General features: G+C 52.7%; 12 protein-coding genes. 3 read left to right on the top strand and 9 right to left on the bottom strand.

All coding sequences use genetic code 11. From position 1 onward, the window contains the following. Positions 1 to 352: 352 nt before the first annotated feature. Positions 353 to 1900: an Rne/Rng family ribonuclease gene (locus B036_RS0101950; RefSeq protein WP_020567001.1), complete on the top strand. Its 1548-nt coding sequence runs from the start codon at positions 353 to 355 to the stop codon at positions 1898 to 1900. Positions 1901 to 2184: 284 nt separating this feature from the next. Here B036_RS0101950 and mscL read toward each other — a convergent pair whose 3' ends face one another. The 5 genes from mscL to B036_RS0101925 form a co-directional block, all read right to left on the bottom strand. Beyond that, positions 2185 to 2595 (bottom strand): large conductance mechanosensitive channel protein MscL, encoded by a 411-nt coding sequence (gene mscL / locus B036_RS0101945; RefSeq protein ID WP_020567000.1) that lies wholly within the window; start codon positions 2593 to 2595, stop codon positions 2185 to 2187. A 136-nt stretch (positions 2596 to 2731) separates the two neighbouring features. Beyond that, entirely contained in the window at positions 2732 to 3172 is a 441-nt protein-coding gene (locus B036_RS0101940; protein ID WP_020566999.1) for a DUF4293 domain-containing protein, read from the bottom strand. Between the two features lie 90 nt (positions 3173 to 3262). Next, a complete protein-coding gene (locus B036_RS0101935) occupies positions 3263 to 4042 on the bottom strand; it encodes a hypothetical protein (RefSeq protein WP_020566998.1) in 780 nt (259 codons plus the stop codon). Between the two features lie 84 nt (positions 4043 to 4126). Further along, a complete protein-coding gene (locus B036_RS27695; protein WP_052333901.1) occupies positions 4127 to 5065 on the bottom strand; it encodes an alpha-E domain-containing protein in 939 nt (312 codons plus the stop codon). Positions 5066 to 5170: 105 nt separating this feature from the next. Then, the gene (locus B036_RS0101925) at positions 5171 to 6736 is read right to left on the bottom strand and encodes a circularly permuted type 2 ATP-grasp protein (protein WP_020566996.1); all 1566 of its coding nucleotides are present in this window, start codon (positions 6734 to 6736) and stop codon (positions 5171 to 5173) included. 294 nt (positions 6737 to 7030) lie between these two features. Between B036_RS0101925 and B036_RS0101920 the strand changes: the two genes are divergently transcribed. Both B036_RS0101920 and B036_RS0101915 read left to right on the top strand, forming a co-directional pair. After that, positions 7031 to 10387 (top strand): transglutaminase family protein, encoded by a 3357-nt coding sequence (locus tag B036_RS0101920; RefSeq protein WP_157471997.1) that lies wholly within the window; start codon positions 7031 to 7033, stop codon positions 10385 to 10387. Between the two features lie 186 nt (positions 10388 to 10573). Then, complete coding sequence (locus B036_RS0101915; RefSeq protein WP_020566994.1) at positions 10574 to 11764, top strand: acetyl-CoA C-acyltransferase; 1191 nt, start codon at positions 10574 to 10576, stop codon at positions 11762 to 11764. 99 nt (positions 11765 to 11863) lie between these two features. Here B036_RS0101915 and B036_RS0101910 read toward each other — a convergent pair whose 3' ends face one another. The 4 genes from B036_RS0101910 to B036_RS0101895 all read right to left on the bottom strand — a co-directional run bounded on the left by B036_RS0101910 (position 11864) and on the right by B036_RS0101895 (position 16147). Next, positions 11864 to 13474: a cellulose synthase family protein gene (locus B036_RS0101910; RefSeq protein ID WP_020566993.1), complete on the bottom strand. Its 1611-nt coding sequence runs from the start codon at positions 13472 to 13474 to the stop codon at positions 11864 to 11866. A 4-nt stretch (positions 13475 to 13478) separates the two neighbouring features. After that, positions 13479 to 14183, bottom strand: coding sequence for a glycosyltransferase family 2 protein (locus B036_RS0101905; RefSeq protein WP_020566992.1), 705 nt, complete (start codon positions 14181 to 14183; stop codon positions 13479 to 13481). A 297-nt stretch (positions 14184 to 14480) separates the two neighbouring features. Next, positions 14481 to 15218 carry a 3-oxoacyl-[acyl-carrier-protein] reductase gene (gene fabG / locus B036_RS0101900; RefSeq protein WP_020566991.1) on the bottom strand — a complete coding sequence of 246 codons (738 nt, stop codon included), beginning with the start codon at positions 15216 to 15218 and terminating at the stop codon, positions 14481 to 14483. 155 nt (positions 15219 to 15373) lie between these two features. Next, complete coding sequence (locus B036_RS0101895) at positions 15374 to 16147, bottom strand: Bax inhibitor-1/YccA family protein (protein WP_020566990.1); 774 nt, start codon at positions 16145 to 16147, stop codon at positions 15374 to 15376. Between the last annotated feature and the right edge of the window lie 10 nt (positions 16148 to 16157).

Genomic DNA, 16157 nt, shown 5'->3' with positions numbered 1-16157 from the left:
TTCTCACCACTGTTTACAGACTTTCATTATACACCTCGTCGGCGTTCTGTTTTGCCGCGATCCAAGAGCTAGCCGCCACCTGCCGTTGAAATAGACGTGCGGCGGTAAAATTCCCAACCGTATTTCTTTTTTCAGTCTGTACACATTTTACCTCTTTGCCCCTTTAAGGGCGCATCGTGCTTTACTGAATACCTGGTAGTTGTTCCTTTTTGGGTGTCCCTGACCGGCAATGCTGGCGGTTGAATACTGGTATTGGTATGCCTTAATGGTATTGAATACACGCTTATCCCTCCCTCCCCGGATTTAATCCCGGCGGCGGGTTTCGTTGTATTCTACAACATCCAGCAAAAAAATGCAAAAAGAAATGATCGTCTCTTCTACGGGTAAAACCGTGGAAGTGGCGCTTCTGGAAGACAATAAGCTGGTGGAAATCCACCGCCAGCGCTCCACGGACCAATTTACCGTGGGTGATGTTTTTCTGGGAACCGTAAAGCGGGTAACCGCTCCCCTCAACGCAGCCTTCGTCGATATCGGCCATAAAAAGGATGCGTTTCTACATTACACCGACCTTGGACCGAAAGTCCGGTCATTACAGAAGTTTTACACGACTACCGCCAGCGGGAAGAACCCAACGGACCAGCTCGGCAAATTCCGGATGGAGAAGGAAATCGTGAAAACTGGCAAGATCGATGAGGTCTTCAAAAAGAAACAGGTAGTGCTTACGCAGGTGCTGAAAGAGCCGATCAGCACCAAAGGCCCCCGCCTGAGTTGTGAGATCACCATCCCTGGCCGTTACCTGGTTATTACTCCCTTCAGTGAAACTGTAGCGGTTTCGAAGAAAATCAGCACCAGCGAGGAGCGTAAGCGCTTGCAGCTGTTGGTGGAAAGCATTCGACCTGAGAACTTTGGCGTCATTGTCCGTACGGCCGCTGAGGGCAAGAATGTTGGTGAACTGCTCGAAGAGATTGAACTCCTGATTGCTAAGTGGAAAACGATCTACGAAGCAGCCAAAACAGCTAAGGCTCCGGCTAAGCTGTTGAGTGAGGCAGACAAGACCACCGGCCTGCTTCGTGACCTCTTTACACCTGACTTCAGTAAGATCGTTGTCGATGACAAGGAGCTTTATGACACCGTCCGTAACTACGTGGCAGGTATCGCCCCGGGTAAAGCCAACATCGTGCAGCTGCACAAGGCCAATCGCCCGATCTTTGATGCCCACGGTATCACAAAACAGATCAAGAGCAGCTTCGGCAAAACGGCAACCATGCCCAGTGGTGCTTACATCGTCATCGAACATACCGAAGCGATGCACACGATCGATGTGAACAGCGGCAATAAAATGCCGAGCCAAAACCAGCAGGAAGCAGTCCTCAAGATTAACCTGGAAAGTGCTGAAGAGGTCGCCCGGCAAATGCGTCTTCGGGACATTGGCGGCATCATTGTGATCGATTTTATCGATATGCGCGATGCTGAGCACCGTAAGAAGTTGGTGACTGCCATGCGCAAGGCCATGAAGAATGACCGTGCACAGCATACGGTGTTGCCTCTCTCCAAGTTTGGCCTGATGCAGATCACCCGCCAGCGGGTTCGCCCTGAGGTGAAGATCACCACGGCTGAAAAGTGCCCAACCTGTAATGGTACCGGGAAGGTGAACGCTACCATTCTGCTGACTGACGACATCGAACGCGACCTGAATTTTATCATGGAAGCCCGGCCGAAAGCGAAACTGAAACTTAAGGTACACCCCTTCATCGCCGCTTACCTCAAGCGGGGCATGCCGAGCACGCAGATGAAATGGTACCTGAAGCACTACCGCTGGTTACAGATACTTTCTGACAATGACTTCCCCATTACGACCTACAAATTCTTTGACGGGTCCGATGAAGAAATCAAGCTATAGAAAAAGCAATCGTTGATGAATTGCTGAACGCTCCGTCCCATTGTTTTGGGCGGAGCGTTTTTAGTGAATGGGAGAAGGGATGAAGGGGTTAATGGGCTACCGCAAGCACCGTTCGTTGCCCTTCGGGTGCTCTCATCCTGCAAGCAATCGTAGCGCCGCGAGTGGCAGCAGCGGTAGCTACTCACCCATTCACTCAATCTATAATTCACTTCAGCTGCCCCAAAAGCAAACGCCCCGCGATCAACCGATCGCGGGGCGTCAACCTTTAGGCAGGCAGGATGCGCTTATTTTTTCAGCGCATCGCGAATTTCCTTCAGCAGGTCAATCTCAGAAGGGCCGGGATCGGGCGCTGGAGCTTCCTCTACGGCTGGTTCCTCACTTGCTTTATTGTACGCCTTAACGATAAGGAAGAGGATGAAAGCAATGATGAGGAAGTTGATGACCATCTGGATGAAGTTGCCATAGCGAACGGCAGCACCTGCGGTTACTGTCCCGTCTGCCGCGATAACATCATCAGAGAGCATGTATTTAAGGTCAGAAAAGTCTACCCCTCCCATAGCCTGCCCGATAGGGGGGAGGATGATGTCGTTGGTGAAAGATGTAACAACCGCACCGAACGCCCCGGCAATGATCACCGCCACGGCTAGTTCGAGCACGTTGCCCTTCATAATAAAATCCTTAAACTCCTGAATCATCTTAAAGTAGGTTGAGTGAGGGCCAGAAACAGCCTTCACAGGTGATAATGTGTGCCTTAAGGTAGTACATTATGTATATGTATAACCATAAAAGGGTAAAATGGTGGGGAGTAGGAGAATGTATGCCACGAAATGCCTATCGGAGGCGATCAGCACTACGGACCAGCTTCTCGTCTTTTTTGATATACTTATTGGCAAGGGCACCAAAAACAATAATCAGGACGGGGAAGGCCAGGCCGAAATCCGGAGAAATGGCGTCGGGGATGCTGGCGGCAGTATCCGTAAAGTATTCAAATACACCCCAACCGATCCCGATCCCGGTAGCAAAAATTCCGGCGGTAGCCAACTTCATTTGCAACGGCCGGTTACGGAACAGAAAAATATTGGCCAGAAACAAAACCCCGGCTACTGCAAAGGCAGCAATAATTACCGGGTGGTCAAAGACATTGAAACTGCCATCAGAGAAAAGGTCGCTGTCCGTAAGTTTTACCTCACTGTCCGCCACGTCGGTACCAAACAAGCCGAAGCAGGAACCGGAAGCCAGCAGGAGGAAAATGGACTGTAGTCGTTGGATCATGGTATTGATTTTGGGCGAAGGTACGGGGGATCGTCAAAATACCCAGTTTGTTCTCCTTGCCGCTCTCTGATTACCTGACCCTTGACTCGACTATTGCTGCTGTTGCTCCTCCTGAACTTTCCGCTTCTGGGAACTCTTACCTTTCTCTTCGACCGTGCTGACCAGGTCGTTGATCCAGTCGTCAGGAATCGCCTTAATGGATTCCTTAAGTTTTTCACCCCAGAGCTGGGCGAAGTATCCCGTGTCACTTTCCTCAAACCGGGCTTCGTGCATAAATCCGGTGTCTTTATGGTAGATCACCATATCGATGGGGTAGCCTACGTCATTGGCACTTACGCGGGTGCTGTCGAAGGACAGGAATCCGGTTTTGATGGCAAAGTTGAGGGAGGATTCGTAGTTTAATGCCCGGTTCAGGATGGGCTTTCCGTAGCCGGAGTTACCGATTATGGTAAAGGGTGTGGCCTCTCCGATTTCGATCCAGTTCCCTTCAGGGTAAAGGAGGAAAAGCATGTGATCCCTGTCTTTCTCCAATTTACCGCCAACGATGGTAAAGAGGTTGAACGGTATGCCGGATTCTGCGAGAGATTCTTTGTCTTCCTTGGCCACTCGTCTTAACTGCTCTCCGAAAGCATTGACCGCTTTGTACATCTTGTCAAAGTGCTGACCTTGTTCCTCCAGTACTTCCTCAAAATAGGTGACCGCCTTGTCCCGTACAGACCGAAGTCCGCTGGTCATCAGAAAGATGTTGTTGTCTCCCTGTTTATGGATGGAAATTTTCTTGGCTGAGGTCGTTTCTGAACCTGAAGTGATGCGGGTATCTGCAATGGCAACAAGCCCTTTTTTAACTTTGATGCCGAGACAATAAGTCATGATATAAATTTAATGAGGGGGCAAGTTATGGCGCACTCAGAAACAAAAGGCAAAAAAAACGAATAGAGCTTGATAATGCCCAGCTTAAACTTCGCCGAAGTACTTGGCTTCAATCGCGCTGTGCAACGCATAAACCCGGTCAAGGGCAGCGCTGAGCGCACCGCCAACGTCGTCTGAAATCTCGTCGTACTCCAGGTAACGGAAATAGCTGTGTAGTTTTCCAGCCTTGAATAAGACGGGGTTTTTCTCGGGAGAGTTATGGTCCAGCCGTTCCAACAGCATCTTTACGGCATTCATGTTATAGGTCACTGAACGGGAAAACTGCGGGTGGCCAACCACAAAGTCAATCGTTGTTTTTGCGGTCAAAAGCTGGTGGTAGGCCTTGCGGTGCATGTCAAAGCCTTCCAGGATTTTAAGGATTACGGTACCCTGGTACTGCCGTAGCGGACCGTTGGCTCCACGATCGGTCATCACATCGATGTCCCGAAGTTTACTGATCAGGATGCGAATAACCTGTACCACCCGTTCAAGGTGGATGCCCAGCTTGATCAACACCCAGGTGTCGTCCTGCAATAAAGTGTCGTCGATACGGGAACGGATAATGGCACAGTGACGCCCGGCTTTGGTCGTATAGTCATGTAAGCCGTGGACAATGAAATACTCGGTGTCAAATCCATTGCTGTACAAATAGTAAGCGTTGATGGATTCCCACAACTCCGTTGAAATAACGTGGCGAAGGGCAACGGCGTTTTCGCGCGCCGATCGAATGGTAGAACGAACGGAGAGCGGCGTACCATAGTCCATTGCCACCTGCTGAAGGACACCAGCCTCCACAATCGGATCCTCTTCCGTCCATTTGACCCCGTACATGTTAAGGATACTTCTCAGCGTGAATTCCCGGCTTTGGCTCATCGGAGCGTCCTGCATAGAAAAGTACTGTACCCGGAGGTAGCGGGCAAGATGTTCGGAACGTTCTAGGTACCGTCCTGTCCAATATAATGAGCTGGCGATTCTGGCTAGCATGGAAGTAATTTATTTGTTCTCTTGAAGGTGTTGCCGATAGCGCACCGGCGAAAAAATGGGACTGACCACAGCGTTACGGAAGTACTTCCCTACGATTGACGAAGGTCATGCCTGCTGCTGAGTGGTCACGTGGGTTTCACCCTGAAAGTTGCGCTGCCCCTGGGAATTGAGGCCGGTTTGTTCCTGACGTTGTTCCTGATCTACTGGTTGATCAGAAGCGATGACCCAAGTGTCTTTGGAACCACCTCCCTGGCTGGAATTGACGATAAGGCTACCTTTTTTCAGCGCCACCCTCGTCAGCCCTCCCTTGAGGACTTGTTCGGTCCCCTTACCCAGCAGGGTAAATGTTCTCAGATCGATATGCCTCGGAACGAATCCGTTTTCTTCTTCGATGAAAGTACCGTGTGTACTCAACATTATTTTGGGCTGTGCAATAAAGTTTCGGGGGTCGGCTTTGATTTGGTCGGCCAGCTCCACCAGCTCTTTCTTGCTCAGGCGGTCACAGATCATGACGCCGTAGCCTCCCGACATATCTACCGGCTTGACGACCAGTTCTGCCAGGTGCTCAAGTACGTATTTAAGCTCCTTGGGGCGGCTGCAGATGAAAGTCTGCACGTTCTCAATGATCGGTTCCTGCTTGAGGTAATAACGGATCATATCCGGCACAAAGGCACAAATTGCCTTATCGTCAGCAATGCCGGTTCCCGGTGCATTCACGATGCTGACCTTCCCTTTGAGGTAGGCACGCATCACGCCGGGAACCCCGAGCATGCTGTCGGGGCGGAACATTTCGCTATCAAGATAGGCATCGTCAATACGTCGGTAAATCACGTCAACCCTTAGCGGACCGTACATGGTTTTCATGAAAACCGTATCGTTGTCAACATAGAGATCGGTACCCTGCACCAGGTCAATTCCCATCCGCTGGGCCAGCAGGCTATGCTCGTAATAGGCAGAGTTGTATTGCCCGGGGGTAAGGAGTACGCAACGCGGCTCCCCCTTTTGGGGAGAAACGGAGGCCAACGTCCGCCGAAGCATATTCGGGTAGTCGCTAACGTCCTCCACCTTGGTGTGGTTGAACATCTCGTAGAGCGTCCGCCGCATAGCCTGTCGGTTAGAGAGGACGTAGCTGACGCCAGAAGGGTTGCGGAGGTTGTCTTCTAAAACGTAAAAGTTACCGTCGGTATGACGCACCAGGTCAGTCCCGGAAATGTGGGTGTATATTTTCCCCACCGGCTTGAATCCTTCCATTGCCTTAACGTAATGAGCGGAGCTGTTCACTATGTCGGCCGGGACAACCTTATCCTTAAGGATTTTCTGGTCGGAATAAACGTCCTGAAGGAATAAATTGAGCGCTCGGTTACGCTGCAAAAGGCCTTCCTCCAGCCCGGTCCACTCCCGATTACTGATCACCCTGGGAAAAAGATCGAAAGGGAATACCTTTTCGGTACCACCACCCTCCTCTGAATAGACAGCGTAGGTAATCCCCTGATTAAGAAAGGAAAGTTTAGCACTTTCGCTCAATCGCTTGAAATCCTTCGGGCTGAGACCACCGAAGGCGGTGCGGACATATTCGTAGCCCTCGTAAGAAGAAGGGAAGTCCGAAAATGACTCGTCCAGAATACCTTCCGGTACGACGTAGTTGGCAAATAGCCCTGCAGATTGCTCCATGATATGAATAAGTGAAAGAATGAGTAAGCTGCTAATCGACCGTAATACAGTGGGAATTTAGGAAAAGTAGTTGACATCCGGCTCGAATAGTGAAAGTCTTCCGTAAAAAGGCTTCCTGAAACTCCGGGGAGTGTACTATTTAGGAAAATATTTCGAGAAACCTCTACCACGGTAAAAGGATAATCCTGGAAGAATGTTCGACTTACCGGCAGCGGACTAAACTTGTGTGACCAAGATAGGTTCAATATGATAGCAGCCACATTGTTGCTAACCTTGATCCAAGAAGACTTTTATATGCCTATCCGCGTTGCCATACGTCACCATACGAGTTATTCTTACGATCGGGAAGTGAAATTATCACCGCAGGTGATTCGCTTACGGCCTGCACCCCACGCGCGCAACCCGATTCACGGTTACAGCCTGAAGATCAGCCCGGCGGAACATTTCATCAACTGGCAACAGGACCCTTTCGGTAACTACCAGGCCAGAGTTGTCTTTCCGGAAAAGACGCGTGAACTTAGCATCGATGTTGAGGTGATCACGGATATGGTGACGGTCAACCCGTTTGACTTTTTCCTGGAAGATTATGCCGAAAACTTCCCCTTCAAATACGAGGATCAGTTACGGGCGGAATTGGCACCCTATCTAAAGATTACCGAGGAAGGGGGCTTGTTGAAGAATTTTGTGGCGGGGCCGCGGGTGCAAAGTTTGTTGAATCAACGCACCGTCGACTTCCTGGTAGGACTCATTACTGCACTATCTCAGGATATCCACTACAACATCCGGATGGAGCCAGGGGTCCAACTTTGCGAAACTACGTTGGAACGCAGGAACGGATCCTGCCGTGATACCGCCTGGTTACTCGTGCAAATCCTACGCCATCTCGGCCTGGCGGCACGCTTTGTGTCCGGCTACCTGGTGCAGCTGACGCCCGACGAAAAAGTCATTGATGGCCCCAACGGACCAGACGAAGACTTTACCGACCTCCACGCATGGGCCGAAGTGTACCTGCCCGGTGCTGGCTGGGTGGGTCTTGATGCCACCAGCGGACTGTTTGCCGGGGAAGGCCATATCCCCCTGGCCGCTACGCCGGAACCCGCCAGTGCGGCCCCTCTTTCCGGCTTCTCCGAGCCGGCGGAAGTAACCTTCGGCTTCGGCAACGTCGTTGAACGCATCCTGGAAACGCCCCGCGTCACTAAACCTTACACCGACAACCAGTTTGAGGAAATTCTCGTCCTGGGCGATGAGGTGGAAACGGCGCTTCAGGCTGGTGACGTTCGCCTTACCATGGGGGGTGAACCAACCTTCGTCTCCGAGGAAGATATGGAGTCTGAGCAGTGGAACGAAGCCGCCGACGGGCCCGAAAAACGCAAGTTGGCCTACGACCTTGCCGTCAAACTAATGGGTGATTTGGCACCCGCCGGGTTCATTCATCAGGGCCAGGGAAAATGGTACCCCGGCGAACCGATCCCCCGATGGCAATACGCCATTTACTGGCGAACCGACGGTAAACCCCTGTGGCTGAACCAGGCACTGCTTGCTGACCCGAACATTGATAACGGAGTGGATGCCGCAACCGCAGAAACCTTTGGACGCCGGCTCGCTCAGGAACTGGTCGTTCCCCCCGGAAACCTGATGCCCGCCTACGAAGACACCTTCTATTTCCTCTGGGAAACGGGTAACCTGCCCACCAACGTTGACCCCCGTACCTTAGATCCCGCCGATAAACTGGAACGACAAACGCTGGCTAAGCTGCTAGAGGTTGGGCTCGATACACCCAAAGGATACGTCCTCCCGCTGGAGTTTGACCACGACGAAAGCCGTTGGGCCAGCAGTCATTGGGACTTTAAGCGGGAACACCTCTTCCTCCTGCCGGGCAACTCCGGCCTCGGTCTTCGTCTACCGCTGGACCGGCTGCCGAAGGCGGACCCTAAAGAGGAGAAAGTCGTGGTTGAAAGCAGCCCTATGGAAGATTTGCCGGAGCTGCCGGATGTGACCGAACTTGCTCCTGTAACCTCCTCCGGCACCCGCGTCCGCGCCCTGAAAAATAAGGAGGAAAAACCCTCGCTGGTTCGCACTGCCCTTTGCCTCGAACCACGCGATGGCAACCTCTACGTTTTTCTGCCGCCGCCGCACGATAACGAAAGCTTTGTGCACCTGCTGGCCGCCGTCGAACGGACCGCCGCTGCCATGGACACACCGGTTATTATTGAGGGGTACCAACCCAAGCACGACGCCCGGCTAACTAAACTGGTGGTCACGCCTGACCCCGGAGTAGTGGAAATAAACGTGCATCCTGCCACCAATTGGCGAGACATCGTAAGTACCTATTCCACCCTTTTCGAACGGGCCAAAGAAAGCAAACTCGGAACCAATAAATTCATGCTCGACGGCCGGCATACCGGCACTGGAGGTGGTAACCACATTACTCTTGGCGGTACTACGCCAGCTGAAAGCCCCTTGCTCCGTCGGCCCGACCTGCTGCGCAGCTTCGTGAATTTCTGGCAGAACCATCCGGGCCTTTCCTACCTGTTTTCCTCACCCTTTATTGGTCCTACGAGTCAGGCACCCCGCGTGGATGAAGGTCGTCAGGATCAGCTTTATGAGTTAGAAATCGCCTTCGGTCAGCTGGACCGTCACCCCAATCCGCCGGCATGGCTGGTAGACCGTGTTTTCCGCAACCTCCTCATCGACGTTACGGGAAATACTCACCGTGCCGAGTTTTGTATCGATAAATTGTACAGCCCCGACAGCCCGACTGGCCGCCTCGGAATCCTCGAAATGCGCGGCTTTGATATGCCACCGCACCGGGATATGTGCCTGGCCCAGCTTCTGTTGATCCGTGCCCTGACCGCCGCCTTCTGGGCCAAGCCCTACCGCCGCCCGTTGGTGCGTTGGGGGACTGACCTGCACGACCGCTTTCTGCTGCACCACTACGTTCGCCAGGACCTGGCCGAAGTAGTTTTATACTTAAAGGAAGCAGGCTTTGATTTTAAGATGGAATGGTTGGAACCCTTCCTCGAATTCCGTTTTCCTGCACTGGGAGAAATTCGTCTGGAACAGACCGAACTGAAGATTCGTTCGGCCATCGAACCCTGGCACGTGCTGGGCGAAGAGCTCGGTAGTGGTGGTACGGCGCGCTACGTGGATTCCTCCGTGGAACGGATCCAGGTTCGTCTGCGCGGACTTAATCCTGACCGCTACGCACTGCTCTGTAATAAAGTTGAGGTCCCACTTGACGCTACCGGGAAAACGGGAGAATACGTAGCCGGCATCCGCTATAAAGCCTGGAATCCGCCTTCCGCCCTGCACCCGACCATCAAACCGGACGTGCCGCTGACGTTTGACTTATACGATAAATGGAACGAGCGCAGCATCGGCGGTTGTACTTACCACGTTACCCATCCCGGGGGACGCAGTTACGATACTTTTCCGGTCAATTCCCTGGAGGCGGAGAGTCGACGAGTGAACCGTTTCTGGGAATACAATCACTCCGCCCGTCAAACCGAACAGATCGTGGACCCCGTAGCAGTGGGCACCACCACCAGCCGATACCTGAATTCAGGCTACACGCCACCACCAGCCATTGAAGTTAAGCGGTTGACGGAAACGCGGGAATTTGGAAAAACGCTGGATTTACGCAGGGTGTAGCTTTAACCGAAAAGAAAACTTAGAACACCTAGGTAAGCTCGGCAACCTGCCGGAAGCCTTGCCTTTCCCTTACGCAACGCTCGTTGATTTTTCGAGGCAATAAGGGCTGTACCAGGCTGATCTGCTACTCCATACGCTACTATTTAATTAACTTTGTTGCTCTAACAACTAAATGAAACCAGGATAATGTCCACCACCACAAATACCGTATACATCTGCGCCGCCGTGCGTACCCCGATCGGCTCCTTTGGAGGCGTATTTTCTTCTTTATCTGCTCCCCAACTCGGGTCCGCAGCCATTAAAGGTGCGCTGGAAAAGGCTGGCGTTGCGCCGGATCAGGTCGGCGAAGTAATTATGGGTAATGTAGTTTCTGCAAATCTCGGCCAGGCTCCTGCCCGCCAGGCTGCCTTAGGTGCGGGAATTCCTAACACTGTTCCCTGTACACAGGTAAATAAAGTATGTAGCAGCGGAATGAAGTCGGTCATGTTTGGCGCTCAAAGCATCATGTTGGGCCACAACGACATCGTTGTTGCCGGAGGTATGGAGAGCATGAGTAACATCCCTTTCTACGTACCAGATGCGCGCTGGGGAGCCAAATTTGGCGACCGGAAGCTCGTCGACGGCCTGACCAAAGATGGCCTCACTGATGCCTACGACCAAAACGCTATGGGTGTTTGTGCCGATGCGACAGCTGTGAAGTATGACTTTAGCCGTGCCGAGCAGGACGCTTATGCCATCAACAGCTACCAGCGGGCTGCCGCCGCTACGGAAGATGGCACCTTTGCGCGGGAGATCGTTCCCGTATCCGTTCCCCAACGCCGGGGAGATGACCTGGTGATCACGGAAGACGAAGAGTACAAGAAGGTGAAGTTTGAGAAGATCCCGAGCTTACGCCCTGCCTTCAGTAAGGACGGAACGGTTACTGCCGCTAACGCGAGCACGATCAATGACGGTGCCGCGGCCCTGGTCCTGGTCAGTGAAGCCAAAATGAAAGAACTGGGCCTGAAGCCGATTGCCCGCATCGTCGGCTTCGCCGACGCAGCCCACGAACCACAGTGGTTCACTACGGCACCTACGCTGGCCGCTCCACTTGCAGTTAAACGTGCTGGTCTGGAAATGAAGGATATTGACTTCATGGAAGTCAACGAAGCTTTTGCTGTCGTACCTATGGCCTTTGCCAAGGAGCTGAAGCTCGATGGTGGGAACATGAACGTCAATGGTGGTGGTGTTTCCCTCGGTCATCCGCTGGGCACCTCCGGTGCGCGGATCATCGCCACCCTCATCAACGTACTGCACTCCAAGGGTGGTAAGTATGGGTTGGCTACGTTGTGCAACGGCGGTGGCGGTGCTTCTGCAATCGTTGTAGAGGCTGTCTAATCACCCAACACATTGATACTGACAATTAAGGGGCCACTAAGAGAAATCTTAGTGGCCCCTTAATTTCTTAGTGCCTTAATGGTTTTCTTCCCCATAAGGCTAGTTCGCCAGCGAAAGATGCTTCACGCTATAGTAAAAAATCGCCCCATACCCCAAAGCCAGTAAGCCGTGGAACACGATAAAAGTGGTGTTCTGCAGGTAAAATCCTCCCGCTACGGCAAAAAGGAAATAAAGGGAGAGCAGTCCTTCTCCCACCGTGATCAGGTTGAGTTTGCCACTGAGGTATTTCTTGGAAGTAAGCTTGTCCTTAATGGTGTTGATGTTGAATTTCGGCGTGCGAACGAAGGGGCTTTTCTTACCCCGGTAACCTTGTAATACCGCAACGGTATTGTGCAGCGATAGCCCCATACTGAGGGCAAGGAAGAGCGGAAAAAGCAGGATGAATTTCAGGACGGACTTCAGGAAACTCTCCTCTTTATTTGCCACACTCTGCACGTTGGCCGTGTAGTAGATACCGATGACGGAGAGCAGGCCGGCGAGGAAGACCGCGAAGAAATTCTTGCTGAAACCTAAGGCGGCCAGTTCCCCGAAGAGGAAGAGTAAGGGGACCGAGAAGACGCCACACAGGAATACGAAAAGGAAGATGGTACTGCCCAGCAGGTGAGCGGTAGCGTGGACTTTGTGGCCAAAGGCCAGGTCGCTTTTCCAGACGTCGGGGAGCATCTTTTTGGCAGTTTCGGCACCACCTTTCATCCACCGGTGTTGCTGGCTTTTGAAACTGTTCATTTCTATGGGCAGCTCGGCGGGACTACCGACTTCTTCAAGGAAGTGAATCTTGTAACCGGCCAATTGGCTGCGGATACTCAGGTCCAGGTCTTCGGTCAGGGTATCGGGCTGCCAACCGCCACCGGCTTCAATGGTCGCTGCGCGCCAGACACCGGCGGTGCCGTTAAACTGCAGGAGGTGGCCACCGTTCATTCGCCCAACCTGCTCTACGGTGAAGTGCACGTTCAGTTGCAGGGCTTGCAGGCGGGTGATGATGCTGTAGTTCTGATTGATGTGTTCCCAGCGAGTTTGGACGACGCCGACTTCCGGGTCGGCAAAATGGGGGATGGTTCGCTGCAAAAAGGCGGGATCAGGAACGAAGTCTGCGTCGAAAATGGCGATAAATTCTCCTTTGGCTACCGGCATGGCGTCGCGTAGTGCACCGGCCTTGAAGCCTTGTCGCTTGTCTCGAATGATCTGGGAGATGTTGAAGCCTTTAGCGCGGTATTCTTCTACTTTCTCGGCCACCAGTGCGACGGTTTCGTCGTTACTGTCGTCGAGTATGTGGATCTCGAAACGGTCCTTTGGGTAGTCGAACTCAGCTACCGCATCGATGAGGCGGGCAATGACGTAGAACTCGTTGAAAATCGGTAATTGTACCGTTACGAAGGGATAGTAGGCTTGTCCGGGCGCGGCCGCAGGTGCAATGGATTCGTTGTTAAAAGCAGTGCCGGATAGTTTGGCATCGCTGCCAACGCCAGCCAGAGCAGGCTCTTTGACTTCAACAACTCCTGGGGCCAGGTTAGCAAAAGATACCGGATGATCGGTTGGGTTGTTGCTTTGCTTGTAATGGTACAGCAAGTTGAACTGGAGCAGGCAATACACCGTAATGTAGAGCAACGAGATCGTGTAAACAGCCAGTACGAAAAGGGCTAGTCCGGTCATAACGTCAGATCAGTTTAAAGATGGTCCACAAAATCTTGTGTCCCGCCAAAATGGTACCGCGCAGGGTACCGGACACTTTGGATACGCCAATGCGGTTGCGGTAACGTACGGGGACTTCCACGCACCGGATTCCGGCCTTGGCGGCTTTGACCTGCATTTCTACCGTCCAGCCAAAGTCTGGATCATTCATCTCCAGGGCTAGCAGTTGATCGTACCGGATGGCCCGAAAAGGCCCCAGATCAGTAAATTCAGTGCGGTAGATCAGTTTGATCAGCGTAGTAGCCAGCCAGTTGCCAAATATTTGTTGGGGTTGCATGCTGCCGGGTTCGAGGTCGCCCAGGGCACGGGAGCCGATTACCATGTCTGCGCCATCGTTGAGGATAGGGTTTATCAGGTCGGGTAATTGCTCGGGATAGTCGCTGTGGTCACCGTCTACGAAAACCACGATATCGGGGTATTCTGCCAGGGGGCGAGCGGCAATGTATTCCATGCCCTTCAGGCAGGCAGAGCCATAACCGGGCCGGGGCTGGTCCACCACCACTGCACCTGCGTCCCGCGCCACCTGCGCCGTATTGTCCTTACTGTTGTTGTTGCAGACAATGATATCCCTCACCCAGGAGCGTGGAATTTCCTTCACCACAAGAGCAATACTTTCCTCCTCGTTGTAAGCAGGAATAATAACATCAATGACGGGAGTCGATTGGGGCAAAAAAATTAACAGTTGGTTAGGGCCACAAAGATACGACGGGTGGGGGGGATGGGGTGTCGGGAGAAGACTAGTATGGTAGTCAGATAGTCAAGTAGTCAAATAGTAGCTACGGCAAGTACGTGCTCCCTTCGCTCTTGGATAGACGGTCTTCGGCCTTGGTAGTGGGTAGTAAGTAGTGCTGCCGCATGGCTCTGCTCGTTACGCTCTGATGATCGAGAACCTTACGAGCGAAGCGAGCAGAGCCATGTGGCGGCTACTATTTGACTACTGAACTGTCAGACTACTTAGCGCTCCGCGCTAAGTCAACCCTCCGTCAACCCCAATAACCTGTCCATTAACGTAAGAACTAAGGTCAGAGCCCAGGAATACACACACCTTGGCGATCTCCTCGGGATCACCCAGGCGCTTCAGCGGGATATTGGAGAGGTAGGAAGCTTTCAGTTCCTCCGGGAGTTCATCGGTCATGTCGGTTTGGATGAAGCCGGGAGCAATGACGTTGCACCGCAGATTGCGAGAACCCATTTCTTTGGCCAGCGACTTGCTGAAGCCGATGATACCAGCTTTGGACGCGGCGTAATTTGCCTGACCAGCCTGGCCGGTTACCCCGACAATGCTGGACATGTTGATGACCGAGCCGTTACCGGATTTCATCAACGGCCGCAGGGCATGCTTGGTGAGGTTGAAGATGGACTTCAGGTTGTTGTCCATTACACTGTCCCACTGCTCTTCGCTCATGCGCAGCAGCAGGGTGTCGCGGGTGATGCCGGCATTGTTAATGAGGATGCTGATATTGCCGAAGTCAGCCGTTACGGCCTTGATCAGTTCGCCTGCGGCTTCGAAGCTGCTGGCGTCAGACTGGTACGCTTTGGCATTGTCTTCGCCAAGTTCGGCGACCAGGGCTTCCGCTGGTCCGGTAGACCGGGCGTAAGTGAAGGCTACTTTAGCGCCTTCGGCTACAAACATCCGTACAAGAGAAGCACCGATGCCGCGAGAGCCGCCGGTGATTAGGGCAATTTTTCCGTCTAGTAATCCCATGGGTGGTAGTTATTTCGGGCGAAGATAAAGATTAGGCGGCGAAGCCACTCAGTAATGGGTAGTCGGTAGCGGGTAGTGCTACCGCAAGGGCCCGTTCGCTTCACTCGCGAGTACTTGACCGAATCAGCAATTAAGAGTTGCCAATCAAGAATCATTTAGTCACTGCTGGAGAGTATGGCCAGTAAGCGCAGCACTTCAATGTATAGCCATACCAGGGTAATGATGAGGCCGGTGGCACAGTACCATTCGAAATATTTTGGTGCGCGCATAGCGGCTGCGCGTTCGAAAGAGTCGAAGTCGAGCAGAAGGTTCAGGGTGGCGATACCGATGATGAACAGGCTGATGCCGATGCCGAGCATGCCGCCTTCGTGGAGAAAGGGCATGTTGATGCCGAAGAAACTCAAGCCGATGTTGATCATATAGACCAGAAAGATGCCACCGGTGGCCATCATGATGCCGGTCCGGAATTTCTGCGTCACCTTAATGAGGCCTGCTCTGTAGACAAAGAGCATCATGAACAGGAGCGAAATGGTCAGCAACACGGCTTGAAAAACGATGCCGCCACCGAAACCAGCGGCGTACATGGCGGTTATTGAGCCTACAAAAAGCCCTTCGAGCAGCGCATATATCGGCGCAAGGGTAGGGGAGAGGTGTTTTTTGAAACTCATTATCACGACCAGGATCAAGCCTCCGATGGCACCACCCCACATAAACATCGGGCTGGGGCTGGTGTAGGAGTACAGGGCCGTGATTAACAACAAGGCGCCCATAATAAAGGACTTGTTGACGGCACCGCTGACGGTCATCGGGGCGGTTTCCGCCCTTTGAATGCCAGTATCATCAAGGACTTCGGTCCGGGTAGCCTTTTCAAGGGCTTCCTCTTTGAGGAAAGGGTTACTGGATTTAGAAAAACGATCTGAAAATGCCATGTTAAGTAGG

The organism is Neolewinella persica DSM 23188 (assembly GCF_000373105.1).
Lineage (GTDB): Bacteria > Bacteroidota > Bacteroidia > Chitinophagales > Saprospiraceae > Neolewinella > Neolewinella persica.
The sequence above is the reverse complement of the archived record's forward strand: the minus strand, read 5'-3'. Positions and strand labels throughout refer to the sequence as shown.

Excerpts from the sequence above, each read along its gene's own strand:
- B036_RS0101950 (WP_020567001.1), top strand. The coding sequence starts at position 353 with ATGCAAAAAGAAATGATCGTCTCTTCTACGGGTAAAACCGTGGAAGTG.
- mscL (WP_020567000.1), bottom strand. The coding sequence starts at position 2,595 with ATGATTCAGGAGTTTAAGGATTTTATTATGAAGGGCAACGTGCTCGAA.
- B036_RS0101940 (WP_020566999.1), bottom strand. The coding sequence starts at position 3,172 with ATGATCCAACGACTACAGTCCATTTTCCTCCTGCTGGCTTCCGGTTCC.
- B036_RS0101935 (WP_020566998.1), bottom strand. The coding sequence starts at position 4,042 with ATGACTTATTGTCTCGGCATCAAAGTTAAAAAAGGGCTTGTTGCCATT.
- B036_RS27695 (WP_052333901.1), bottom strand. The coding sequence starts at position 5,065 with ATGCTAGCCAGAATCGCCAGCTCATTATATTGGACAGGACGGTACCTA.
- B036_RS0101925 (WP_020566996.1), bottom strand. The coding sequence starts at position 6,736 with ATGGAGCAATCTGCAGGGCTATTTGCCAACTACGTCGTACCGGAAGGT.
- B036_RS0101920 (WP_157471997.1), top strand. The coding sequence starts at position 7,031 with ATGCCTATCCGCGTTGCCATACGTCACCATACGAGTTATTCTTACGAT.
- B036_RS0101915 (WP_020566994.1), top strand. The coding sequence starts at position 10,574 with ATGTCCACCACCACAAATACCGTATACATCTGCGCCGCCGTGCGTACC.
- B036_RS0101910 (WP_020566993.1), bottom strand. The coding sequence starts at position 13,474 with ATGACCGGACTAGCCCTTTTCGTACTGGCTGTTTACACGATCTCGTTG.
- fabG (WP_020566991.1), bottom strand. The coding sequence starts at position 15,218 with ATGGGATTACTAGACGGAAAAATTGCCCTAATCACCGGCGGCTCTCGC.
- B036_RS0101895 (WP_020566990.1), bottom strand. The coding sequence starts at position 16,147 with ATGGCATTTTCAGATCGTTTTTCTAAATCCAGTAACCCTTTCCTCAAA.